The organism is Aliiruegeria sabulilitoris (assembly GCF_001558155.1).
Taxonomy (GTDB): Bacteria; Pseudomonadota; Alphaproteobacteria; order Rhodobacterales; family Rhodobacteraceae; genus Tropicimonas; species Tropicimonas sabulilitoris.
This window is the reverse complement of record NZ_LOAS01000015.1, coordinates 62,580-85,344: the sequence shown is the minus strand read 5'-3', so window position 1 is coordinate 85,344 and position 22,765 is coordinate 62,580. Positions and strand designations below refer to the sequence as shown.

The window sequence follows — 22,765 nt, the reverse complement described above, 5'->3', positions numbered from 1 at the left end:
TTAGGCTCCTCAGCTACCGGCCGCCGCCTGCAGAACGGTTACCGCCCGGCGGTTCTTTGCATAACAGGCTTCCTCGGAACAGATCTCCAAGGGGCGTTCCTTGCCATAGGAAACGGTGTTCAGCCGGGTTCCGGCGACTCCGCGCGAAATCAGGTATTCCTGCACCGAATTCGCACGGCGCGCGCCAAGCGCGAGGTTGTATTCGCGCGTGCCCTGTTCGTCGGCATGGCCTTCGATCTGGGCGTTATAGGCGGTGTTGGTGTTCATCCACGCGGCCTGTGCGTCCAGCGTGCCGCGCGCCACGTCGGTCAGTGTCGATTGATCCACCGGGAACAGGACACGGTCGCCCACCGCGGCTTGGAAATAGGCCGGCGAATTGGGATTGCTGGCATCGCCCGCGCCGTAGCCGCCGGCCGCGCCGGCCCCGTAATCGGTGCCATCTCCGAAACGGTTGTTATTGGAACAGGCGGCAAGGCCCATTACCCCGATCAGAACGAGTGTCTTGACTGCACGATGGGCCATTGTTTTGTGCTCCTTGGCTGGCATTTGCCCCGCTCCCTTCTATCACCCCGATAACGCCATGAAAACGCCTCGCGAGCCTGGTTACGATTTCTTCGTGGTTTTTTGCCTAGGCTCGCGCGCCATCGCCGGGACGGGCAGGCCATGACAATGTCTCGACGGATTCAGGAGGTCGGCAAGTGAACAGGACAACAGGCAGGATCTGGCTGCGTCGGGCAGGCTCGGTGATCCTTGTTTTCTGGGCGATTGCTTTCTTTGGCTCTTTCGTGGTCTTCGCGCTCACCCCATCCACGGATATGGGGTTTACCGCCGGTGTGAACCGCGTCCTCGCCTTCCTCGGCTGGCAAGCCGCGGCGGGCACGTTCGCGCTTGTCGGCTGGGTGGTGCGGGCCAGCCTGCGCCCTGGATCCACATTGCGCAAATTGCTGCTGGTGCCCGTCGGACTGCTCGGCGTGCTCATCGCAGGGGTCGCGGCGCTGGTCTTCTGGGCCAGTAGCCAGGCGCCCATCGAACTGGAGCCCACCCGCGCGCCCACCGAGGTTCCGGTAGAGCAAGGCGCGGCACCGGAATAATTCCGCATCCGCCCTGTCTTACGGCAACAACGGCGACCAGGCCGGGTCTGACGCGGCGCCCGGCGTGGGCACGCGACGCAGGTTCCGCCCGGTAATATCCACCGAGTAGAGCGACGGCTGGCCACCGGCGCCCGCGCTCTGCCGGGTGAACATGATGACCCGGCCATTGGGCGACCATGTCGGCCCTTCGTCGAGGAAGGACGCGGTCAGCAGCCGTTCCTCGGAGCCATCCGTCCGCATCACGCCGATATGGAACCGGCCACCATGCTGCTTGGTAAAGGCGATCAGGTCGCCGCGCGGCGACCAGACCGGGGTGCCATAGCGGCCCTCGCCAAAGGAGATCCGCTTTGCCTCACCACCACGCGCCGACATGATGTAGAGCTGTTGCGTTCCCGAACGGTCGCTCTCGAAGACGATCTGGGAGCCATCGGGCGAATAGCTCGGCGCCGTCTCGATGGAGGGCGTGTTGGTCAGTTTGGACGCACTGCCACCGATAGAGGTGACGAAGATGTCCGTATTGCCGCCCCGGCTCTCCGAATAGACCACGGTGTTGCCGTCGGGGCCGAAACGGGGCGCAAAGGTCATGGCGCCCTGCGCTTCGATCAGTTTCTGCGGACGCGGCGCGCCGACCTGCATCATGTAGATCTCCGGCACGCCGGAGGAGTAGGAGGTGTAGAGCACCCGGTCGCCCGTGGGCGAGAAGCGCGGCGCCAGCACGATGGAGGAGCTGTCGGTCAGGTACTGCACGTTCGCACCGTCATAATCCATGACCCCGAGCCGCTTCTGGCGAGCGTTCTTCGGCCCTTCTTCGTGGACGAAGACCACGCGGCTGTCGAAATAGGCGCCCTCGCCTGTGATGCGGGAATAAACCTGGTCAGCGACCTTGTGCGCCAGCCGCCGCGCGGCGCTGGAGGCGCCGCCGAGTTGAAGCCCCTCGCCCAGCTCGTTGTCGGCGAAGACGTCGTGAAGGCGGAATTTCACGTTGGTCCGCCCGCTGCCATCGACCGATACGGCACCGGTGATCAGCGCCTGAACGTTGATCGCCTTCCAGTCGGGATAGGAGACGGGAGAGGCGAAACTGGTGATCCGCGCGATATGGGCGCTTGCGGGAACCTCCCGGAAGAGGCCGGTGCCGACGAGATCGGCAGCGATCACGCGGGTGATGTCATTTGCCAGCTGTGCCGCCTGCGGCGTCTCCGCCTCGAAGGTGGGAATGGCAAAGGGCAGCGGCTCGATCACACCTTCGGTGATCTCGATACGCAGACGGTCCTGCGCCAAGGCCGGAAGGGCCAGCGGCAGAAGGGCGGCCACAGCCATGACGGCGGCTTTTGCAAGGGAACGCAGGAACATCATCCAATCCTCATTTTCACGGGTTTGAAATTCATATCGATCAGGCCACGCATGTTTACCGGACCCTCATATAGTCTGGATTGAAAACCACTTCGACCTCACGCCACTGGTCGTACTTCTCCGGCGGTAGACCGTATCCGCTCACACCGCAACGGATGATCGCGCGGCGAGCGGCCTCGAAAGCCTGGTTCGCGGCGGCAGCCGAGCCGCCTACGGAGTCCAGCATCCGGATGGTACCGGAAACGGGACGCGCATTCTGGTCCATCTCGAAATAGACCGTGATGGTTGTGCGCAGCGCGTCCGTCGAGAGCGAACCCACATTCCAGCAACGCTGCACGCCCAGCCGCAACGCATCCTTTTCCCCCGCACTCAGCGGCGGGCCGGTGCGCGCCGTGCCCTGCCCCGCGGCCTCGGCGGGCGCGCTGGCGGTGGCTTCGGCCACGGCGCCGGCGATGGCATCGGCCAGCGGATCCCGGGCAGGCTCCGGCTCTGCCGCCGGAGCGGGAGCTGGCGGCGTGGGGCGATCGGGGCGGCGCAACGGGCGCAGCGCTCCCGGCGGCGCAAGCTCGGACTGCGCGGTGCCGCCGGCCTCATCGGTCGCCTCGGTCTCGATCACAGTGCCGGCTTCCTCCGGAGCGGTCGTCTCCTCGGGCGCCTCGGGAACCGGCGGCGCCTCGGGGGCCTGCTCACGGCGCGCCGCCTGCTGGACCTGCTCGGCGACATTGGCATCGGGCTCGGGACGTTCGACCGGGCGCGGCGCCACGCGCGGCGCGGCATCGGGAGCGGGCGGGTTTTCCGGGGCAAGCACGGGCGAGGCTCCGTCCGGCGTGTCGGGGGCTGTCGGGGCGGGCGGAGCAACCGGGCTCACCTCGGCGCGCGGGGTCTCGAACGCCTCCTCGACCTGCGGCTCGGATTCCGGCTGCACTTCCTCCGCGGCTTCCGGCGGCGTGGCCAGTTCAGGCGCGGCCTCGGGAACCGGTGTCTCCAGCTGTTCGGCCGCTTGGGGCTGTGCGGGCGTTTCGGGCGCGTCGGAAACCGCTGGAGCCTGGCTGCCCGCCGCCACCATCGCGGCGAATTGCTCACCCGTGATCAGCGTGACCTCGGACACGTCCAGCGGCCTGTCACGGTCAAACGAAAACAGCCCGCCGATTGCCATCCACAGGAGCAGCCCGATATGGGCGAGGCCGGAGATCTTGACCCCGGTATTCATGTGCGGCCAGCTAGCCATCCCTGCCGTCTAGTGTCGGGCCGCCGGTATCGGTCACCAGACCGATATTCGAGAAGCCACCCGCGTTGAGCGCGCCCATCACCTGCATGACCCGCTCATAGGGGATCGCGCCATCCGCGCGAAGGAACACCTTGTCATCGGCCCGCTCGACCGCGATGCCGCGCAGGCGCGCTACCAACTCGGCCTGGGGCACCTCGGTGGTCATGATGGTCACGCGTCCATCGGCCGTGAGCGAGACGACCAGCGGCTCCTCCTGCTCCGTCGGCAGCGCCTCGGCCGCCGTCTTGGGCAGCTCGACCGGCACGCCGACCGTCAGCAACGGCGCGGCGACCATGAAGATGATCAGCAGCACCAACATGACGTCGACAAAGGGCGTCACGTTGATTTCGGACATGGCAGCAGGGTGGCGGCCCGCCCGACGCCGCCGGCGCGTGCCACCGCCATCATCTGCCTGTTTGACGACTCCCGCGCCCATGGCTCAGGAATCCAGCTGGCGCGAGAGAATCGTGGCAAACTCGTCGGCAAAGCTCTCGTAGCGGCCGATGATCCGGTCGCTGTCGGCATTGAGCTTATTGTAGAAGATCACCGCCGGAATCGCCGCCAGAAGGCCCAGCGCGGTCGCGACCAGCGCCTCGGAGATACCGGGTGCGACCACGGCCAGGTTGGTGTTCTGCGCCATGGCGATTTCCTCAAAGGCGTGCTTGATGCCCCAGACGGTGCCGAACAGCCCGACGAAGGGCGCGGTGGAACCGGTCGTGGCCAGGAAGCCCAGCCCGCGATTGAGACCCTCGGCCTCCTTGGCAATCGCGACATCCATGGAACGGTCGATCCGCGCCTGCGCGCCCGCGATCAACCCGCCATCCTCGCGATGCGAGCGCCGCCACTCGATCATGCCGGCGGAGAAGATGCGCTGCGACGCCCCCTTGGGATCGCCACCCACCTGGTCGAACAACTCGTCCAGCGGCTCGCCCGACCAGAATTGCTCGTCGAACCCTTCCACTTCGCGGCGGGCCAGCCGATAGGTGATGTGCTTCTGGATGATGATCGCCCAAGCCCAGAAGGAGGCCCCGATCAGCATCATCATCACGATTTTTACGGTGAAGGTTGCGCGCGCGAAAAGCGCCCACAGGGAGAAATCTATCTCCTGCGCCATCGAAAGGGTCGAGGGATCCATGCTGTCTGCTCGTGTTGCTACCGTTCTGACGACGGCGTTGATTGCCGAAAACCTATCCTGTTTGAAGGGGAAAAGCCAACACGAAGCCGCGAGGCCGCGAGGTTATTGCCTTATTTTCTTTATCGCGGCGGCAATCCGCCGTCCATGCACCCGCTACAAGCCGTTTTTCGCCCGCTCCTCGCGTGGAGTCGCGCTGCTTCACGGCGCCCGGGGCCGCGAAAAGGGCTTTGCGTCCGCCATGGGAAGCCTTTAGACACGGGCTCGGGCGGCGGTTCGACCTTCCGCCCGACGCGGCCCCGTGGCTCAACTGGATAGAGCAATCCCCTCCTAAGGGATAGGTTACAGGTTCAAGTCCTGTCGGGGTCGCCATGAATTCCCCATAGTCCCAACGCTGAGTCGGTCCGAATCGGGCCTCCCGGACTTTCGCTCGGTCCGGCAACCGGCGACCGCAAAGAGCAGCGCCGAACCGATGGTAGTGGTGATGGAGACGGCCAGCGCCAGCGACGAAACGGACAGCATACGGACCATCCGCCTCCCTTGAATTTCGATGCTCAGTGGAGTCGCGTATCCGGAAACGAGATTTTTCCCCGGTCATGCCATTTCTGCCAAAGCTTGGGCCGCCCTGTCCGGCCCACAGGGGGAGGCCGGACCGGGCGGTAAAAGGAAACAGGGGATGTCCGGCCTCAGAACAGGTCGAAACGCGCCGGGTTATGCGCCCAATAGACCCGTGCCGCGAAGAGCAGCCGCTCCTCGGGGGTATCGCCCGGATCATAGGTGACACCGACAGCATTGCTCGCCGCTTCAAGTGCGCGAAGGGTTTGCGCGCCGATGGCACCGTCGAGGCCAACCGGATGGCCGATTTCGCCCAGTATCATCTGAAGCGCCAGGTTCCGGTCGTTGTCCGAAACCTCCGAGAGCCGCTCACGCGCCTTTTCCGCAGCGCCGGAATTGGCCAGATTCGCCGCCTTGGCGGCCCGAAGCGCACCGTCCGCGGCGCCCTTGCCCGGCACCTTGCCTTGCAGGATGATCGTGGCCGCGTTGGTGCCGCCCCAGGCGTCGCCGCGTGCCAGCGACATGTCGTACCAGCGGACCGCCTCGACGGTGTCCACCTCGCCATGCTGGCCGCGCAGAATCATCCGGGCGATCATGCTCGGCCCCTGCGGGTGCCCGCCTTCGGTGGATTTCTGGAAATAGGCGACGGCGGTATCGAAGTCCGGCTCGTTTCCATCCATTCCCTGAAGCGCGACGTAGCCGAGATTGTGATAGCCGTAGATATCCTGATGCAATTCAGAGGCCCGCAGGTACCGCATGCCACGTTCGGGTAGGTAGTGATCGGTATCCTTGGTCAGGAAATAGATCCCGAGCTCGTTCATCGCGAATGTGTGGCCCAGCTCGATCGCATGTTCCATCAGTTCGAAGCCACGGCGGCGTTCCTGCGCGGTCTCGCCGTTGCGTAGCAGCTTCTGGCCCAAACGGTGCATCGGGTAGGGGTCGCCCGTGGCCGTGCCGCGTTCGAGCAATTCCAGCGCCATCTCGGGATCATAGGGAATACCGGTCGCCTCGCGGTCCATCCGTTTGGTGTCGAACAGGATGGACAGCGCGTTCAGCGCCCGGATATGGCCGGCCTCGGCGGCGGCCTCGAAATTGGCGAACGCCTCGGGCAGCATGCCCGCGCTCTGTTGCGCGCGGCCGAGCTGGTAGAGGAAACGTCCGTTTTCCGGGTCGGACTGGACAGCGGCCTCGCAGGCCTTCAGCCCCGCCGCGACGTCAATCTCGTTGGCCAGCCGGTAGACGCCGATCCCGCCCAGATCGAGCGCGTCGCCCATTTCCAGATCGCAGGCATCCACCGTCAACGACAGATCGACATCCACCTGCCGCTCCGATCCGTCGGCAAAACCGAGCAGAACCGAGAAGCTGTCGGAAACCGAGTAGCCATCGAGCTCGGTTGCCCGCACGTCGGAAATCTCGGCCCCGTAGATCATGCGGCCCGGAATCAAGCTGCCCTGCCCATAGGACAGGATGCCGTTTCCGGGCGGTGTCACCAGTTCAGCGGTCTGGAATGTCTGGCCGAACTGCGCCTGCAGCGCATCGCCGATATCCACGCGCCGATCGAAGCGTTTCTCGATGTCCAGTTCGACCCTGGGCAATGCCGTCGGCGCATCCTGCTGTGCGGCGATGGCCATTCCGCGATCGACGGACCCGACGCCTTCGGCAGGCGCCGGCCCCTCCTGATCGACCGTGGCCGAGGCCGGCGTCAGGAAGAACGGGCGCACGAGCGTCGAGCTTTCCCACGGAACCTGCTTGCCGCCCGTCGCATCGTGAACGCTCTGACGAACGACCGGGAACAGGCTTTGCACGTTTTCATGCGGCATCGTCCTGGCAGCGTCGAGAATCGCGAGCGTGTAGGGGCTGTTGCCGCCCTCGTTGCCATCCATCGCCACGCCACCCGGCGAGGTGGAATAGGCAATGAGCGAGTTGAGCGGGGTGGAAAAAATGTCGAAACCCGACTTGGTCTCGAACAGGTTTGCGTCGAGATCCGCAGCAAGGCGGATATCCGGGAAGGGATTGTCCCGGCAGGAATCGAGAATGGCAACATGGGCGGCCGCGCGCGAGGACAGGGTTTCCACGACACGGTCGAGCGTCATGGTTTCCAGCGGCACATCATAGATGGACGCAAAGGCCGCATCGACCGGCAGCAGGTAGTTGCGCCGCCCGATCTGGATTCCGTGCCCGGCATAGTAGAACACCACATCCGAGCCCATCGGCGTGTTCAGTAATGCCTGCCGGAGCAATTCCTCGAAGCCACGCTTGTCCAGGTCATAGCCGTCGAACACGTTGAAGCGGAAGCTGCGCAACAACTCAGCCATGTCGCGGGCGTCGCCGCGCGCATTCGCAAGGTCGGTGACCGTTTCATAGTCCTGGTTGCCCACGACTATGGCGATCCGGCTAGGGATCGCCCGCCCGGTGTCAGGCCGTGCAGAGCCGAGCGTTTGCGCCTGAAGGACACCGGCGCTCAGCACTGCGCAGACGGCAAACGGGACGGTCAGCGTCCGGGTTCGCCACCTCGACATGGCCTCAACCTCCGCTCCAGCCGCCGCCGCCGCCGCCACCGGTTCCATCGTCGCCGTCATCGCCGCTGTCGTCCGAGCCACCGTCATCGCCGCCGTCCGAACCGCTGTCGCCGCCGGAACTGCCGTCTCCATCGTCGCGGTCCGTGTCATCGAAACGGTCGGCGAGAGACTGGCTCGCTGAAGAGCTTGAAGACACGGCACTATTTGACGCCCTGGCAGGCGCTGCCGCAGCTGCCGTTGTCGCGGCTTCGGATACGTCATCGGTCGAACTGGTCGGCATAGGCGTACATCCAAGCAACCAGATCGCGGCACCCATTATCATTAGAAATGGCAAAAACTGCATGGGGATTTTCCTCCAAAAAAAGGGGGCTGTGGTCAGATTTTGTTTAAAATTACTATAGGTCAAGACTGCGACAGGCCGGTGCAGATTGCAAGAGGCCTCATTACGCTAGGTCAAGGGCACCTGCTCCAGGGCCCGGTCGATCCGTGATCGATCAATGTCAGTCGCAGAATTTTTCTTGTCTGCAAACTCTGTCGATACTGCCTGCACAATTGGTCTCCAGATAGCGGCTTGAACCGGAAAAGCCGAAACGAGACGACAGTTTTTACCGCAAGAGCAGCCGACTGCCCCGGATCCATGGGCAGTAGGTCGAACGGACGAGCCTCCCCTTCCCGCACCCGATGTGATCGGCAAGGGGCGGGCCGCTTGCGGCAGGTCGGATCCTTTCCGCCGTTCCACGATGCCATCCCCGAGGGCGCACCAGGAACACGCCGCCCAAGGGACTATTGACGATCAAGAGGTACGGAATGAGAGATGTGATCCTGCATGTCGGACATGGAAAGACCGGGACATCGGCGATCCAGTGCTGGCTGGCACAGAACAAGCGTGCAGTCGCTGCGGCCGGTATGGTCTACCCCGATCATCCTTCGCTTTCGCGTGCCGAACGTTGCGGTGTGACCTCGGGCAATATCTGCGGTGATGTCGGGGCCCTGCTCGGGCAGCTCGAAGAGGAAGATCTGAAATGGCCCGCCGACCGCGCCATCCTGTTCTCGAACGAGTTGCTTTTCTGGAAGCTGGAGGAAATCATCGAGGCCTCCGTGGATCTGCGGAGCCGGTACAATTTCAAGGTTGTGCTGTTCATCCGGAACCCGCTCGAAATGGCGAATTCGGCCTATCATCAACGGGTCAAACGCGGCGGTGAAACGGGCAGTTTCGAGGACTACCTGCAGCAGGAAGGCCATTTGCTGCACGCCGAGAAATGCCACCGGTTGCTGTTGAAGAACAACATCGAGACAAGGCTTATCAACTACTCGGCCCGCAGTGCCGATGTGGTCGGGGCATTCATCGACGCATTGGATCTGGACAAGGACGGATCGCTTGGCTCCGTCGAAAAATCCATGCCGATCCGTGTCAATCGTTCGCTGAGCCTTACCGAACTGGAGCTGGTCAAACAGCTCAACAAGCTGTCGGGCAGGAAAAGCGGTTCGGACTTTTCCGATTGGTTGGTCGAACTGGCGCCGGATATCGAATCCTACCGCTTCACCGCCGAGGGAGAGCTTCTGAACCGGTTCCGGGAACGGTTTTCGGCCTCGGTCGGCTATTTCAACCTTTTCCTGCCGGAAACCGAACAGCTCGACCACGGCTCTGCCCCCTGTATCCGCCGCAATGATCTGCACGAGATCGACCAGCGCCAGATGGAGGCCATCGCGGCGGCTGTCGGCGCGATTCTGAGAGACCGCGACTCTCTGGCAGCGGAACGGGACGCGATCCACAGGGAACTGAAACGGATCGTCCGCCACCCCTGGAAAAATTTCGGGCAGTTCTTCAAGGGTCGGCTGCAACGAAGACCGTATGTGATTGGCGGTCAGATCGCGCCGGTTGGCGAGTAAACACCAGTGAAATGGCCGATGATAACCGCTTGACGCTTACGGGCGGAAAATCTAAGAAGCCCGGGCCGTAGGGGTATAGCTCAGCTGGTAGAGCGACGGTCTCCAAAACCGTAGGTCGCGGGTTCGAACCCTGCTGCCCCTGCCATTTCCCATCAAAACAGCCTCTGGAAACGCTTCCCGCCCGATTGCGACGGGTCTCCGGTCAACAATACCCGGAGGTCAGGATTGCAGCTTCGCCGGGGTCGAGACAGCGGCGCGCCGGCGGTCCGAAATCGGCGACCGATGGAATGGAGCCGGGCGCTCTGTCCGTGGGCGCGGCCATGCCCGACTGGACGGGAAAGAGGCTCTCCACTGCCAACCCGGCGGCCGTCAGAAGGTGATGCCGCTCCAGCATGAGCGAGACATAGACAATTGCAGTGCAATCGAGGGCCGGCGAGACACCCGGAAGTCGCACAAGGTCCCCTGCGCACACGAGCACGCCGCCTTCGGAATAGAGCGCACGGGCGTTCGATCCGGCAATCAGCAGGCGATGGCCCGGCGACACGAGCAAATCCTCCTGCGGCCCTGTCTCGCCCAACGCTCCCGCCGCGATGCGCACCGGGCGCAGTCGCGGGGCGAGATGCATCCTGGCGCCGGTGATCCGTTGATGCGAGACGCAGCCAAGCTGTTGCGGGCCGTCATCGCGGGTCTGGACCAGATCGCCGGGTTCGAGCTGCGCGACATCCCGAGGCCCTTCAGGTGTCTCGACCGTTGTCCCCGCAGCAAGACCGCCAACGGGCGGGGCCACCTGCCGCCGCGCGCGCGCTTCGGCGCGTGGATTGGTGGTGATCCGCGCGATCCAGAACTCCGTATCCGGCGGCGGAAGATCGCCCAGGAACACCAGAAGGCCGTCTGGCGCATGGGTCGCCGGCACATGAATCGCGACGAAAACCTGCAAACCGTCGGTCAGCACAACACAGCGATCCATGAGGTGTTCGTCGTCGATGTCGATCGCATCCCAATGCTTCAATCGCACCACACGCCCGCAGATCCGCCGCGCCTTGCCGGCGGCGCGCCGATGTAACTCGGCCACCTCGCGCGATACGCCAAGACGCGCAATACCGTCCGGCCCGTCCATACGAAATGCCTGTCCGCTCCAACGCCAGCTTGCCCCGACCTCAAGTTCGGAGAAGGTATCCGGCACCAAGCCGTCGACCCGCGTCTGTGACCAGCGAAGAACGAAGGTGCCGGTTAAGCCCGTCCCCATCCGTGTATGCCTGCTCGTTTTCTTTTTCTTTTCTACCCGAGCGTTACCACAAAAAGCTCGACCGAGGAAGTGCCGTACACGTATGGAGGTCAATCGACCGGAATCAGGCGCCAATAAGGGTAGTCCAGCTTGCTATTCGCGCCTCCGGGCCTGACAGCTCTTTCTGCAGAATCGTCAGGTCCGCCGCGAAACTGTCCAGCAGACGGCAACAGATCCGCCCTTCCCCGGAGCATCGCAGCGATTGCAGGCTGAGCCCGGCCCGACGAAAGGCCGAGGCGCAGCGTTCCAGCCCGACAAGCGCATCCCCCGTCTCGATCAGGAGTTCGAAACCGACCCGCGCGGCGGGAAAGGCCCGGCGTGTTTCAGCGATCTGTTCGAACGGAATGGCACTGGCCGGCTGGGCGGCAAGGGTGGCGGCGTCATACATCACGGTCCTCCGGCGCCTGTGGCGCGGTCTTTGGGTTATCGAAGGAACGGAGTTCCCTCGCTTTAGCTGCATTTCTTGCGCGCCCGCAATCTGTGGTTCAAATCGGCGCGTAATGGACTCAGATTACGGGAAATGGCGGTGAGGCACAACCCGATCCGACGCTCATGTTGCCAATGCAGACCGTCGCCAGAACAGGCGCGCCGCTCTGAAAAATGGCACTTCGAAGTGGAATACCTCGCGGGTCACCTCCGCGACGCTTCGGCCGCTGTCCAGTTTGCCAAGGGCTTGCGATAAGGGCCCATGAAGGATTTTCTTGTCATTGGCGGCGGCATCGCCGGCCTTTCCGCAGCGGCGGAACTCGCACGCTCCGGCTCGGTTGTTCTCGTGGAGTCCGAGGATGCGCTCGGTTATCACGCCTCGGGCCGCTCGGCGGCCATGTTCCTGCAATCCTACGGGAATTCGACCGTTCGCGCACTCAACGAAGCCAGCGCGGACGCGCATCGACGCACGGATGTTCTGTCCCAACGTGGCTTTCTCATGGTGGCAGACCGGGAAAGGGGCGCGGTGTTCGAACGTGAGCATGCCAGCTTCGGCGCGCAAAGGGTGACCATCGCAGAAGCGCAGGGTTTCTGGCCGATCCTGAATCCGGCCCATTGCGCCCATGCCGCCTGGCTCGAAGAGGCCTACGATCTCGACACCGACCGCCTGCTGCAACATTACGCGCGCCAGGCGCGCCAGCAGGGCACCGAGATCCTGACGCGCCAGACGGTCGAAAAAATCCGCAAGATCGGAGATCACTGGCAGGTGGAGACGGCGACCCAGACGCTGGAGGCGACCCAGATCGTGAACGCGGCCGGCGCCTGGGCCGATCCGGTGGCGCGCATGGCCGGGATCGCACCGCTTGGCATCCAGCCAATGCGGCGTTCCATGGCGCGTCTGCCCGCGCCAAACGGGCTGGACACGCGCAACTGGCCTTTCGTCGACGATGTGAGCGAGGACTGGTATGCCAAGCCCGATGCCGGTGCCTGGCTTGTCTCGCCGGCCGACGAAGACCCGGTGGATCCGCATGATGCCTGGGCCGATGACATGGTCATCGCCGAGGGCCTGGCCCGCTATCAGCCCTTTGTCACGGTCGAGGTGACACGGGTTGAAGCCACCTGGGCGGGGCTGCGCAGCTTTGCGCCCGACAGGGCCCTCGTGATCGGCCGCGACCCCACCGAGCCCGCTTTCCTGTGGTGTGCTGGCCAGGGTGGATACGGCTTCCAGACAGCCCCCGCCGCGGCAGGCCTGCTGGCAGCGCTGGCCAGCGGAGCATCCTGTGAACTCGAAGCAAATGTGGTCGTAGCGGTGAGCCCGGCCCGCTTCCGCCGCTAGTTGGTGTTCCGGCTCGCCCTGCCCAGAAAGCAATGCTGCTTGACGGAAACTGCAGGGCTCCGACCCGATCCACGCTGAAATCGGCATTTTGCGGGGCATTAAGACCGTCTTTCGCCGTCTGGCCGCACAGATTGTCGTTCCCGGCCCACCTGCGACCGTCATTCATATTGAAAATTCTGCATCTGTATCCCAAGTCTGCGGCGAAGCAGGAACAACCCGCCGGCCTCCCCCCTCGACCGCCATCGGCCCCCTGCTCCCGGATGCCCGTGATGGTCACGTGACACCGGCAAGATTCAAGGACCGACCAGGATGGACTGGAACAATTTCGTCGATGACATGAACAGCCAGCTCCGCGAGTTGAGCAAGGCCAACCCCGAGGTCACCAAGGGCTTCGGCACCCTGACCAAGGCCGCCAAGGAAAGCGGCGTGCTCGACATGAAGAGCAAGGAATTCGTGGCGCTCGGCATTGCCATCGCGATGCGCTGCGAGCCTTGCATCGGCTTCCACGTCAAGGCGCTGGCCAAGGCCGGCGGCAGCCGCGAGGAGCTGGTTGACGTGCTCGGAATGGCCATCCAGATGGGCGGTGGCCCCTCGCTGATGTATGCTGCCAAGACGCTCGCCGCCTGGGATCAACTCGTCGCCGAGTAAGCTTCCAGCTTCGAGAGTACCTCGTCGAAAGCCGTCGCCCCGCGGCGGCTTTCGTGTTCCCACTGGCACAACCGGAACAAACGTGAAGGCGCGTTAAGCGTTCAACAGGCCAGACACGTTGATTTTTCCGGCAAGGCGGGCCAGAACTCTAACTGATTACAGAAACTTTTCGGAGCTGTGCCAGATGCCGACCCGCCGTGATTTCGTCACCGCCACTTCCGCCGCCTGCCTGACCGCTGCGCTTCTGCCCGCCGGTGCAAGCCGGGCGCTGGCCCAGACAGCCACCACCTCTACGACCACGAGCGAGAGCTTCGAGTTGCACCCGCAATTCAAACCGCAGGTGGTCAAGATCAAGAAGCAGTTCCAGCCGGGCGAAATCCTGATCCTGCCGCGCTCGCATTTTCTCTATTTCGTCTTCGAAACGGGCAAGGCGATCCGCTATGGCGTCGGTGTCGGCAAGGCCGGGCTGGAGTTCACCGGTCAGGCCACAATCGATGTCAAGAAGGAATGGCCGACCTGGCGCCCGACAGACGAAATGATCGAGCGCGACCCCCGGTCTTATGCCAAGTTCAACGGAACCGACTATGTCATGCCCGGCGGGCCCAGCAATCCGCTCGGCGCCCGCGCGCTCTACCTGTTCCAGAACGGCAAGGACACCTATTTCCGGATCCACGGCACCACCGCCCCGGAATCCATTGGCCGTTCGGTTTCGAATGGCTGCATCCGGATGCTGAACGAGCACGTCATCGATCTTTATAACCGCGTTCCACTGGGCACGGTCGTGACCGTTCTCTGATCCACTAACGGACCAATCGGATCGCTCCTGGCAACACCGTTATATCGAAGCTTTCCGCCTCCATCGGCTCGCCGTCCAGATTGAGGTGGAAAGGCTCCTCCGCTTCCATCCGGCAGTTTCGGAACTGCCGGTAGACCAGCGCGATATTCTCCCGGTTCCTCGGGTTCATCAGTTCCCGCGCCAGAAGACCCGGTTCCCATGACCAGTCATGGCGGATCAATGACAGATCAAGCAGGCCATCGTCGGGCAGCGCCTCGGTCGTCACATCGAACCCGCCGCCGGCGTAGCGGCTGTTGCCGACCGCCAGGAAGCTGAGTTCCGCTTCGATCTGCTCGTCGCCATCAATGGTGAAGTGGCATTTGCGCGGACGCATCTCGCTCAGGCGCGACAGGCCATGCAGCGTGTAGGCCAGCCCGCCGAGACGCGCCTTCAGATCTTTCGGCGTCGTCGCCGTGATCCTGGCGCCGAACCCGCCGGAGGCCACATTCACGAAAACCTTGCCGTTGATCTTGCCCAGATCCGTTGGAACCGCCGCATCTTCCAGTGCCCGCGACAGCGAGGCCTCGATATCGTCGCCGGAATCTCCGCAGCCACGGGCAAAATCATTGGCTGTTCCAAGGGGCAGAAACGCCATCTCCGCCTCGCCCAGCAGCTCCAGCCGCGCAATGCTCGCGGCAACCCAGTTGATGGTGCCGTCACCTCCACCTGCAACGATTCGAACCCTGCCATTGCGGACGGCTTTGCGGATACCGGCACGCAACTGGGTCCCGCTCGACGCCACATGCACATCGAGATCATGTAGTTTCGAAGCCCGTTCGATCATTTCTTCAAGATCGGCACGGGCGGCCGATTTGCGGTTCAGGACCAGCAGGGCCTTCGTGGTCATTTGAATCTCCCCGGCACCTCCTTCCCAGTCTTGCCGCCGGCGTTCCGGCGGGCAAGCCCCTTCAGGCGTCCAGAATGGTCCGGATTTCGGCCCACAGTTCCGCGATCTCTCGGGCGGCAGCGCCGTTGCGCTGCCTTTCGGTCACGCCGAACCCCTGTCCGAGCGCCTCGGCATAGATCACCCGATTTCCGAGCACCGTTTCGGCGACCGGCGCGTCGAGCTCGTGCATGCCCGAGACCATCTCTCCGGAAAGCCGGGTGCCCGCGCGGGCACGGTTGAGGACCGTCAGAGCGGATTTTCGGGTCCGCTCCACCAGCTCAAGCACCGCTTCCGTCGCCCAGAGATCGAGCTGGCTGGCCGAGACCGGCACGATCACCAGGTCCGCCTCCCGCAGCGCGGGGCGCAGGTCGCTATCTGCCTTTGGCGGCGTATCCACGATGACGAAATCATTGAGCTTGCGCAGCTTGTCGCATTCGTAGCCCACGCCCCAGGCCGACGCGGTAGAAAACTCCATGCCCGGCTCGCCACCGGTCGCCTCGACCCGCGTCATGAACCAGCGCCCGAGCGAGCCTTGTGGGTCCGTGTCCAGCACGGCAACGCTGTGGCCTGCGGCGCGCAGATGAACGGCAAGGTTGACGGCGACCGTCGTCTTGCCGCTTCCGCCCTTCTGTTGGGCCACTGTGATCGTATGTCCAGCCATTTCACCCCCCGGTGCCGAGCATGCCTTCGCCGGATCGTGGCGCAAATGCTGCAGATGCACAACAGGCGAGGACAGGATGCGGCGCCCCGCCGCTTGCCGATTCGGCGTTTCGACCGGTTTTGACGCCTTCGTCCGGCCCAATCGGGCCAAAATGATCGTCAAATCCGCCACACCTCGCCGTGTTGCCTTATTTCGGCCCTGCAAGCCGCCTTCCTGCTTGGCGGGCGGGTGAGAGTCACGTTAACAACGTTTGAGGATACCGCGTGAGTACCGTCAGGGATTTTGCGGCAAACGGGTTTGCACGCTAGGGATTGTGTCGATGAGAAAGATTGGACCCATTATGTCGAGGCTCGGTGCCGTCGCGATTGGCTCATTTGCAGCTTTTCCCGCAGGCGCGCTCGACAATGTCATTCTCAATACCCCCGGCGCCGATGACGCCCTTCACAAGACGCTCGAAGGCGCATCCATGATCCTGCAGGCCCAGGAGGAGGAGCGGACCAGCCCCGACGACCTGCTGGCGACCGCGCGGGCCGAGTACAAGCGGATGACCTCGGTTCTCTATGGTGCGGGGCGCTATGGTGGCACGGTCAGCGTGAAGATCGACGGTCGCGAAGCCGCCGATATTCCGCCGCTCACTCCGCCGGCGAGCATCGGGACCATCGAGATCACCGTGCAGCCGGGGCCGGAATTCCTGTTCTCCGAAGCCAGCGTGAAGCCGCTCGCGCCGGAAACGGAACTGCCCGAGGGCTACCGGAAGGGCGAGATCGCCGAATCCGGGCTGATCGGACAGGCCGCGAGCACCGCCACTTCCGCCTGGAAGGATGCCGGCCACCCCAAGGTGGACCTTGTCGAGGAAGACATCTCCGCCAACCACGCGAACTCCACCCTCGCCTCGCGGCTGACGCTCGATCCCGGCCCGAAACTGCGCTTCGGCCCGATGACGGTCAGCGGCAACAAGCGGGTGCGCACGGAGCGGATCAAGGCCATTGCCGGCCTTCCCGAAGGCGAGACCTACAGCCCGAAAGAACTCAACGACGCCGCCGAGCGCCTGCGCCGCGCCGGCACGTTCCGCTCCGTGTCGATCCGGGAGGCCGAGGAGGTCGGACCGGGCGACCTGATAGGTATCGAAACGGAAGTGCTTGAGCAAAAGCGCCGCCGCTTAGGTGTGGGCGCGGAACTTTCCACCCAGGAAGGCGGACGGATCAATGCCTTCTGGATGCATCGAAACCTGCTCGGCGGTGCCGAGAACCTGCGTCTGAGTTTCGAAATCGAGAATATCGGCACGACGGCTGACGACAATGGCATAGATTACCTCGCCTCGGCCATATTCAGGCGCCCGGCAACCTTCCATCCCGATGTCGACTTGGTGCTGCGGGCAGTTCTCGAATACGAGGACGAGCCAGGCTACGTCTCCAGTCTGGCGGAAATTGGCGGCGCTTTCGCATGGCATTACTCCGACGATCTCGAATTGGCCGCCGGGCTCGATTTCCGTGCCTCCGAGGTGGATGACGCATTCGGTGAACGCAACTACATGATGGTCTCCCTGCCGCTTCAGGCCTTTTGGGACAAACGCGACAACGAATTCGACGCAACCCAGGGCTACTATCTTGGTGCCGAGTTGCGGCCCTTTGTCGGCATCGACAACATGGAAAATGGCGGGCTTTTTGAGCTCGACGCCCGCGGCTATTACGGCTTCGGCGAGAAAAGAAACACCGTGCTGGCCGGCTGGATGCAATATGGCAGCCTGTTCGGCCCGGAAATCTCCGGCGCGCCGCAGGATTACCTGTTCTTCGCCGGCGGCGGCGGCTCCGTGCGGGGCCAGCCCTATCAATCCCTTGGCGCGGGGGAATTCGACGGCACGATCTTCGGTGGCCGCTCCTATGTTGCCCTCTCGGGCGAGATCCGCAGCTATGTTTCCGGCAATATCGGGGTCGTCGGTTTCGTCGACGGCGGATATGTCGGCGCCGAAGAATACTATGACGGCTCCGGAGAATGGATGTCCGGCGCCGGGATCGGCGTCCGCTACAAAACCGGCTTCGGCCCGATCCGGGTAGATTTTGCAACGCCCGTTCAGGGCGGCCCGGACGACGCTGACAAACTTCAACTTTATATTGGTATCGGACAGGCCTTCTGATGCGTTTTGCCCGCCAAGCTGCTTTTGCAGGAACCTTTTTCCTGATCGCCCTGCCCGCCCCCGCCCAAGACGAAGATGGCGGCGGCATGATCCAGCGTTTCCTGCAGGACAAGCTCTCTTCCGGTGGGCGAGAGGTGCGGATCAGCGGCTTCGAGGGGCTGCTCTCCGGCGCAGCGCGCCTGGGCGAGCTGACCATTGCCGATGACAAGGGCGTCTGGCTGACGCTGCGCAATGCCGAGTTGGACTGGAGCCGGGCCGCGCTTCTGAGGGGCAATCTCTCGGTCGAAACCCTTTCGGCGGGCGAATTGATCGTGGAGCGCCTTCCTGAAGCCGCACCACAGGACGAGGACGCCTTGCCGGACGCGCCGAAGGCCGAGGCCTCCGGGTTCTCCCTGCCCGAGCTGCCGATATCGATCCGGATCGACACGCTCGCCATCGAACGCGCGGAACTGGGCGAGCCGGTGCTGGGCCAGGCCGCTATCCTCGGGCTGCAAGGCGGGGTGGAGCTGGCAGGAGGTGAAGGCCGGGTCGATCTTGAGACCCGCCGGCTCGACGGGCCGGACGATACCATCAGCCTGCATGGCAGTTTCGTCAACGAAACCCGCACGCTCACGCTCGACCTCAACATGTCCGAAGACGCGGGTGGGATCGTCACCAGCTTGCTCAAGCTGCCCGGCTCCCCGTCGCTCGACCTGAAGGTCGCCGGTGCCGGCCCGCTCAGTGATTTCGCTGCCGATATCGGCCTGCGCACCGATGACCAGGACCGGATCGCGGGCGCGGTGACGCTCAAGGGCGACGAAGATGGCAACACCGCCTTCACGGCAGATATCGGCGGTGACGTTACCCCGCTCATCCCGGCCGATTTCCACGAGTTTTTTGGCGAAGATATTCGTCTGACGGTCAATGGCGAACGCGGCGCCGAAGGGGTTCTGGATCTGCCGCTTTTCTCGCTCGCAGCCAAGTCGCTGCAATTGCAGGGCGCGGTGACGCTCGGCGCCGATGGCTTGCCGACCGCCTTCGATATCGACGGCAAGATGGGGCGGGCCGATGGCGCGCCGCTGCGCCTGCCAGTCTCCGGGCCGGGCACCTATCTCGACCAGGTCGCGCTCGCAGCCAATTTCGATGCCGCGCAAAGCGACCGCTGGACGCTGACGGCAGAGGTTGACGGCGTGGATACGGAGGCCGCCGATCTGGAACAGCTGGCCCTCGATGGCGTCGGCAAGATCTCCACCGGTGACGGCGCGGCCGTTTCCGGCGACCTGCTCTTCGATCTCGCCGGCCTTGCCCTGGCCGACCCCGCGCTGGCGGCGGCGGCGGGCGAGGTTCTCAACGGTGGCGTGACCTTCGGCTGGCAACAGGGCGGCGCGCTGGACATCACGCGGCTCTTCGCCGACGGGGCAGATTTCGGCGTTACCATTCTCGGCGATCTTCGGGTCGCGGATCGCAGCCTGAAAGTGTCTGGCCAGGGCCAGGTTCGGGCGGACGACATTTCGCGCTTCTCCGATCTGGCCGGGCGTCCCTTGACCGGCCAAGCCACGGTCGGGCTTTCCGGTCAGGGCGACCCGCTCGGCGGCATCTTCGCGGTGACGGCGGATATCGCGGCGGACGGCCTGTCTATCGGCGACGAGACGGCGGACCGCCTGCTCGACGGACCGGTCACCATCGCCACCGCCGCGCGGCGGGACACTTCCGGCACCGTGCTGGACCGTTTCGAGCTGCGCAGCCGGGGTGTCGAGGCCGATGCTTCGGGCAATGTTGGCAGCGGCAGCTCGGATATCACCTTCAAGGCGGCCCTGACCGATGTCGGGCTGGTTCTGCCGGGGCACGAAGGGCAATTGACCCTTTCGGGCGACGCCCGCGAAACCGCGCCGGGCGACTGGATGACCGGGCTGGAACTGGCTGGCCCCTATGAGCTGGCCGGAAAACTCGCCGGACGCATTCACCCCGGCGACGGCGATATCACCCTCGATATCTCCATGCCCGACATCGCGCCGCTCGTACCCGACCATAGCGGCCCGATCAGCGTCACGGGCAGCGCGAAGGAAGAAGCCGAGGGCAAATGGAATGTCGACCTGGATGTCGGCGGCCCCTACGAGCTGGCCGCGCAGGTGGCGGGCCTTGTCGCCCCCGGCGAGAGCGACGTTGCGCTGGAGATTGCCCTGCCGGACATCGCGCCGCTGGTGCCAGATCACAGCGGCCCGATCAGCGTCACGGGCAGCGCGAAGGAAGAGGCCGAGGGCAAGTGGAATGTCGATCTGGATGTTGGCGGCCCCTACGAGCTGGCCGCGCAGGTGGCGGGCCTTGTCGCCCCCGGCGAGAGCGACGTTGCGCTGGAGATTGCCCTGCCCGACATCGCACCGCTTGTCCCCGGTCATCGTGGCGCCGTGGCGCTGTCTGGTACGGCTGCGGAAACCGGAACCGGCGGTTGGAAGTTCAAGCTGGACGGCTCCGGCCCCTACGAGGCGCAAGTCAATCTGGACGGCAGCATGGGCGGCGGCCCCGGCGAGGTGGCGCTGACCGCCAGCCTGCCGGACATTGCCCCGCTCGCTCCCGGCCTGACCGGCCCGATCCTTGCAGAAGGCACGGCAAGCGATGCCGGCGACGGTCTGTGGAAAATCGACTTCGACGCCAGCGGCCCCTATGACGGCGTTGCCACCGTGGATGGTGTCGTGGGCGGCGGACAGAGCGACCTCCTGCTCGACGCCTCTCTGCCCGACCTATCGCCGCTCGTTGCCCAAGTGCAGGGCCCTGTTCGGGCGCGTGGCACTGCCGCAGAGGCCGGCGACGGCCGCTGGAACGTGGATTTCAACGTCGCCGGCCCGCAAGGAGCAACAGCCGATATTGCCGGGGCCGTCGGTGCAACCGGCACGGATGTGGAACTCGCCGTCGCGGTGCCGCAGGTTTCGGCCTTTGCGCCGGGCGTGAACGGCGCGCTGACCGCCGAGGCAACGGCCGCCCAGCGCGACGATGGCGCCTGGGAACTCGATCTGGATGCAAACGGCCCCTATAGCAGCACGGTTGCCGCCGGTGGCGTTTACGGCCCCGGCGTGAGCCGCCTCGCTGTCGAGGCAGCCCTGCCGGATGTCGGCGCGCTTGCACCGGCCTATTCCGGCCCGTTCTCGATCAAGGGCACAGCCGACGAGGCGAGCGCCAACACGTGGAACGTCGTTCTCGATGCCGGCCTGCCCTATGACGGCACGGCCAATATTGCCGGCATGATCGCGGCCGGGGCAACCGCGCTCGACCTGCAGGTGAACCTGCCGACGATCGCCCCCTTCGCCCCCGGCATCACGGGCGGTTTCTCGGCAACGGGCAATGTTGCGCAATCCGAAGCGGGCTACGCCGTCACCCTCGACACCAGCGGACCGCAGGGCGTCTCCTCGTCCGTTTCCGGCAGCGTGGCCGGAGATTTTGCAACCGTCGCCCTCGATGCAGTCGGCACCGCTCCGCTTGGCCTCGTCAACAAGGCGCTTTCGCCCAACGTGCTCAACGGCACCGCCGCCTTCGATATCGCAATCAACGGCGCCCCATCGCTCGACGCCGTTTCCGGGACGGTCACCATCAACGGCGCCGACATGACCATGCCGGAGTTCCGGCAAAACCTGAGCGGCATCAACGTGCAGGTTGGCCTTGACGGCTCCAATATCCAGCTTGACGCCAGCGCCAACAGCCAGGCTGGCGGCTCGCTCGGCGCCAATGGATCTTTGCAGATCTCCGGCGGAATGAACGCCAACCTGCAAGCCTCGCTCAACCAGTTCGTGCTGACCGACCCGGCCCTGTTCTCGACCACCCTCGACGGAGGCGTGACCATTTCTGGCCCGCTCACAGGTGGCGCCAATATCGACGGACGGATCAATGTCGGCCGGACCGAGATCCGCATTCCGGATGGCGGACTGGGCTTCGGCGGCTCGGTTCCGAACCTGACTCATGTGAATGAACCATTTGCCGTGCGCCAAACGCGCCAGCGGGCCGGGCTGATCGACAAAGAGACATCCTCTTCCAGTGGTTCGGGCGGAGCGGGCGCCGTGTTCGGGCTGAACGTTACCGTCAGCGCGCCGGACGAGATCTTCATCCGCGGGCGCGGGCTCGACACCGAGTTGGGTGGCGGAATGGTCGTCACCGGAACCACGGCAGTCCCCAAGCCAGTCGGCGAGATCGAGGTGATCCGCGGACGACTGGACATCCTCGGCCAACGCCTGGATGTGACCGAAGGCACCGTTTCCCTGGCCGGTGGGCTGCAGCCCTATATCGACATCACTGCCTCTTCGAGCAGGGACGATTTCGAGTTCGTTGCCAAGATCACCGGCCCGGTGGATGATCCAACCTTTAAGCTCAGCTCGGTTCCGGACCTGCCCCAGGACGAGGTGCTCGCCTATTTCCTGTTCGGCAAAAGCGTGACGGACCTCTCTGCGTTGCAGGCCGTGCAGATGGCAAATGCGCTCGCCACCCTCACCGGGCGTGGCGGCGTGGGCCTGATGGGCAACCTGCGCGAAGGGCTTGGGCTGGACGACCTGGATCTCGCGACCACGGATGACGGCGGCACCGAGGTTCGTGCCGGCAAGTATATCAGCGACAACATCTATACCGAGTTTGTGGCTGACAGCGAAGGCCAGACCGAGATCGATATCAATATTGACCTGACCAAGAATTTCACCGTCAAGGGGACGGCGGATTCAAAGGGCGACAGCTCCATCGGCATCTATTTCGAGCGGGATTACTAGCTTCAATGCCAAAACGGGCTTGTGCCTAA

Annotated in this window: 18 protein-coding genes and 2 tRNA genes; 9 read left to right on the top strand and 11 right to left on the bottom strand. The window is 64.2% G+C overall.

The annotated features are described in order from the left end of the window. Positions 1–9: 9 nt before the first annotated feature. Positions 10–522 carry a peptidoglycan-associated lipoprotein Pal gene (gene pal, locus AX756_RS15485; RefSeq protein ID WP_068313586.1) on the bottom strand — a complete coding sequence of 171 codons (513 nt, stop codon included), beginning with the start codon at positions 520–522 and terminating at the stop codon, positions 10–12. 176 nt (positions 523–698) lie between these two features. On the opposite strand from pal, the gene AX756_RS15480 reads away from it, so the two are divergent. Further along, positions 699–1,091 carry a hypothetical protein gene (locus AX756_RS15480; protein WP_068313401.1) on the top strand — a complete coding sequence of 131 codons (393 nt, stop codon included), beginning with the start codon at positions 699–701 and terminating at the stop codon, positions 1,089–1,091. Between the two features lie 18 nt (positions 1,092–1,109). On the opposite strand, the gene tolB is transcribed toward AX756_RS15480, so the two are convergent. From tolB to tolQ, 4 genes are read right to left on the bottom strand one after another with little or no spacing between them, the layout of a single operon-like run. After that, positions 1,110–2,444 (bottom strand): Tol-Pal system beta propeller repeat protein TolB, encoded by a 1,335-nt coding sequence (gene tolB, locus AX756_RS15475; RefSeq protein WP_068313397.1) that lies wholly within the window; start codon positions 2,442–2,444, stop codon positions 1,110–1,112. Positions 2,445–2,496: 52 nt separating this feature from the next. Further along, positions 2,497–3,669: a cell envelope integrity protein TolA gene (gene tolA / locus AX756_RS15470; protein WP_231701074.1), complete on the bottom strand. Its 1,173-nt coding sequence runs from the start codon at positions 3,667–3,669 to the stop codon at positions 2,497–2,499. Next, entirely contained in the window at positions 3,662–4,144 is a 483-nt protein-coding gene (tolR, locus tag AX756_RS15465) for a protein TolR (protein WP_068313391.1), read from the bottom strand. Before tolR ends, tolA begins: the two co-directional genes overlap by 8 nt. Before the next feature lie 3 nt (positions 4,145–4,147). After that, the gene (gene tolQ / locus AX756_RS15460; protein ID WP_068313388.1) at positions 4,148–4,843 is read right to left on the bottom strand and encodes a protein TolQ; all 696 of its coding nucleotides are present in this window, start codon (positions 4,841–4,843) and stop codon (positions 4,148–4,150) included. 292 nt (positions 4,844–5,135) lie between these two features. Here tolQ and AX756_RS15455 point away from each other — a divergent pair. After that, positions 5,136–5,212: transfer RNA gene (locus AX756_RS15455), tRNA-Arg, on the top strand. 314 nt (positions 5,213–5,526) lie between these two features. Here AX756_RS15455 and AX756_RS26085 read toward each other — a convergent pair. Together AX756_RS26085 and AX756_RS26080 are read right to left on the bottom strand one after the other, a co-directional pair. Then, on the bottom strand, positions 5,527–7,914 hold the full coding sequence (locus AX756_RS26085) for a caspase family protein (protein WP_068313385.1): 2,388 nt from the start codon (positions 7,912–7,914) through the stop codon (positions 5,527–5,529). A 4-nt stretch (positions 7,915–7,918) separates the two neighbouring features. After that, positions 7,919–8,194 carry a hypothetical protein gene (locus AX756_RS26080; protein ID WP_197431083.1) on the bottom strand — a complete coding sequence of 92 codons (276 nt, stop codon included), beginning with the start codon at positions 8,192–8,194 and terminating at the stop codon, positions 7,919–7,921. Between the two features lie 527 nt (positions 8,195–8,721). On the opposite strand from AX756_RS26080, the gene AX756_RS15440 reads away from it, so the two are divergent. Further along, positions 8,722–9,804 carry a hypothetical protein gene (locus tag AX756_RS15440; RefSeq protein WP_068313379.1) on the top strand — a complete coding sequence of 361 codons (1,083 nt, stop codon included), beginning with the start codon at positions 8,722–8,724 and terminating at the stop codon, positions 9,802–9,804. A gap of 69 nt (positions 9,805–9,873) precedes the next feature. Beyond that, positions 9,874–9,949, top strand: a tRNA-Trp gene (locus tag AX756_RS15435). Positions 9,950–10,006: 57 nt separating this feature from the next. Here AX756_RS15435 and AX756_RS15430 read toward each other — a convergent pair. Together AX756_RS15430 and AX756_RS15425 are read right to left on the bottom strand one after the other, a co-directional pair. Further along, positions 10,007–11,050 carry a Hint domain-containing protein gene (locus AX756_RS15430; RefSeq protein ID WP_068313376.1) on the bottom strand — a complete coding sequence of 348 codons (1,044 nt, stop codon included), beginning with the start codon at positions 11,048–11,050 and terminating at the stop codon, positions 10,007–10,009. Positions 11,051–11,153: 103 nt separating this feature from the next. Continuing rightward, entirely contained in the window at positions 11,154–11,477 is a 324-nt protein-coding gene (locus tag AX756_RS15425; protein WP_068313373.1) for a hypothetical protein, read from the bottom strand. Between the two features lie 300 nt (positions 11,478–11,777). Between AX756_RS15425 and AX756_RS15420 the strand changes: the two genes are divergently transcribed. From AX756_RS15420 to AX756_RS15410, 3 genes are all read left to right on the top strand, one after another. Continuing rightward, positions 11,778–12,851 carry an NAD(P)/FAD-dependent oxidoreductase gene (locus tag AX756_RS15420; RefSeq protein WP_068313370.1) on the top strand — a complete coding sequence of 358 codons (1,074 nt, stop codon included), beginning with the start codon at positions 11,778–11,780 and terminating at the stop codon, positions 12,849–12,851. A gap of 309 nt (positions 12,852–13,160) precedes the next feature. Continuing rightward, positions 13,161–13,499 carry a carboxymuconolactone decarboxylase family protein gene (locus tag AX756_RS15415; protein ID WP_068313367.1) on the top strand — a complete coding sequence of 113 codons (339 nt, stop codon included), beginning with the start codon at positions 13,161–13,163 and terminating at the stop codon, positions 13,497–13,499. A 184-nt stretch (positions 13,500–13,683) separates the two neighbouring features. Then, on the top strand, positions 13,684–14,295 hold the full coding sequence (locus AX756_RS15410; protein WP_068313363.1) for a L,D-transpeptidase: 612 nt from the start codon (positions 13,684–13,686) through the stop codon (positions 14,293–14,295). A gap of 4 nt (positions 14,296–14,299) precedes the next feature. Here the strand turns inward: AX756_RS15410 and AX756_RS15405 are convergent, their stop codons facing one another. Both AX756_RS15405 and parA read right to left on the bottom strand, forming a co-directional pair. Beyond that, complete coding sequence (locus AX756_RS15405) at positions 14,300–15,181, bottom strand: YegS/Rv2252/BmrU family lipid kinase (protein WP_068313360.1); 882 nt, start codon at positions 15,179–15,181, stop codon at positions 14,300–14,302. 61 nt (positions 15,182–15,242) lie between these two features. Then, positions 15,243–15,881, bottom strand: a complete 639-nt coding sequence (parA, locus tag AX756_RS15400; protein ID WP_068313583.1) for a ParA family partition ATPase — start codon at positions 15,879–15,881, stop codon at positions 15,243–15,245. 319 nt (positions 15,882–16,200) lie between these two features. Between parA and AX756_RS15395 the strand changes: the two genes are divergently transcribed. After that, positions 16,201–18,015: an autotransporter assembly complex protein TamA gene (locus AX756_RS15395; protein ID WP_082739133.1), complete on the top strand. Its 1,815-nt coding sequence runs from the start codon at positions 16,201–16,203 to the stop codon at positions 18,013–18,015. Beyond that, the gene (locus AX756_RS15390) at positions 18,015–22,736 is read left to right on the top strand and encodes a translocation/assembly module TamB domain-containing protein (protein WP_068313354.1); all 4,722 of its coding nucleotides are present in this window, start codon (positions 18,015–18,017) and stop codon (positions 22,734–22,736) included. Before AX756_RS15395 ends, AX756_RS15390 begins: the two co-directional genes overlap by 1 nt. The last annotated feature ends 29 nt before the right edge of the window (positions 22,737–22,765 follow it).

What these genes read in the sequence shown, in the direction of transcription:
- AX756_RS15395 (WP_082739133.1), top strand. Translation starts at nt 16,201, where the DNA reads ATGAGAAAGATTGGACCCATTATGTCGAGGCTCGGTGCCGTCGCGATT.
- AX756_RS15430 (WP_068313376.1), bottom strand. Translation starts at nt 11,050, where the DNA reads ATGGGGACGGGCTTAACCGGCACCTTCGTTCTTCGCTGGTCACAGACG.
- tolA (WP_231701074.1), bottom strand. Translation starts at nt 3,669, where the DNA reads ATGGCTAGCTGGCCGCACATGAATACCGGGGTCAAGATCTCCGGCCTC.
- AX756_RS15405 (WP_068313360.1), bottom strand. Translation starts at nt 15,181, where the DNA reads ATGACCACGAAGGCCCTGCTGGTCCTGAACCGCAAATCGGCCGCCCGT.
- AX756_RS26085 (WP_068313385.1), bottom strand. Translation starts at nt 7,914, where the DNA reads ATGTCGAGGTGGCGAACCCGGACGCTGACCGTCCCGTTTGCCGTCTGC.
- parA (WP_068313583.1), bottom strand. Translation starts at nt 15,881, where the DNA reads ATGGCTGGACATACGATCACAGTGGCCCAACAGAAGGGCGGAAGCGGC.
- tolB (WP_068313397.1), bottom strand. Translation starts at nt 2,444, where the DNA reads ATGATGTTCCTGCGTTCCCTTGCAAAAGCCGCCGTCATGGCTGTGGCC.
- tolR (WP_068313391.1), bottom strand. Translation starts at nt 4,144, where the DNA reads ATGGGCGCGGGAGTCGTCAAACAGGCAGATGATGGCGGTGGCACGCGC.
- AX756_RS15440 (WP_068313379.1), top strand. Translation starts at nt 8,722, where the DNA reads ATGAGAGATGTGATCCTGCATGTCGGACATGGAAAGACCGGGACATCG.
- AX756_RS15410 (WP_068313363.1), top strand. Translation starts at nt 13,684, where the DNA reads ATGCCGACCCGCCGTGATTTCGTCACCGCCACTTCCGCCGCCTGCCTG.
- AX756_RS15390 (WP_068313354.1), top strand. Translation starts at nt 18,015, where the DNA reads ATGCGTTTTGCCCGCCAAGCTGCTTTTGCAGGAACCTTTTTCCTGATC.
- AX756_RS26080 (WP_197431083.1), bottom strand. Translation starts at nt 8,194, where the DNA reads ATGCCGACCAGTTCGACCGATGACGTATCCGAAGCCGCGACAACGGCA.
- tolQ (WP_068313388.1), bottom strand. Translation starts at nt 4,843, where the DNA reads ATGGATCCCTCGACCCTTTCGATGGCGCAGGAGATAGATTTCTCCCTG.
- AX756_RS15420 (WP_068313370.1), top strand. Translation starts at nt 11,778, where the DNA reads ATGAAGGATTTTCTTGTCATTGGCGGCGGCATCGCCGGCCTTTCCGCA.
- pal (WP_068313586.1), bottom strand. Translation starts at nt 522, where the DNA reads ATGGCCCATCGTGCAGTCAAGACACTCGTTCTGATCGGGGTAATGGGC.
- AX756_RS15415 (WP_068313367.1), top strand. Translation starts at nt 13,161, where the DNA reads ATGGACTGGAACAATTTCGTCGATGACATGAACAGCCAGCTCCGCGAG.
- AX756_RS15425 (WP_068313373.1), bottom strand. Translation starts at nt 11,477, where the DNA reads ATGTATGACGCCGCCACCCTTGCCGCCCAGCCGGCCAGTGCCATTCCG.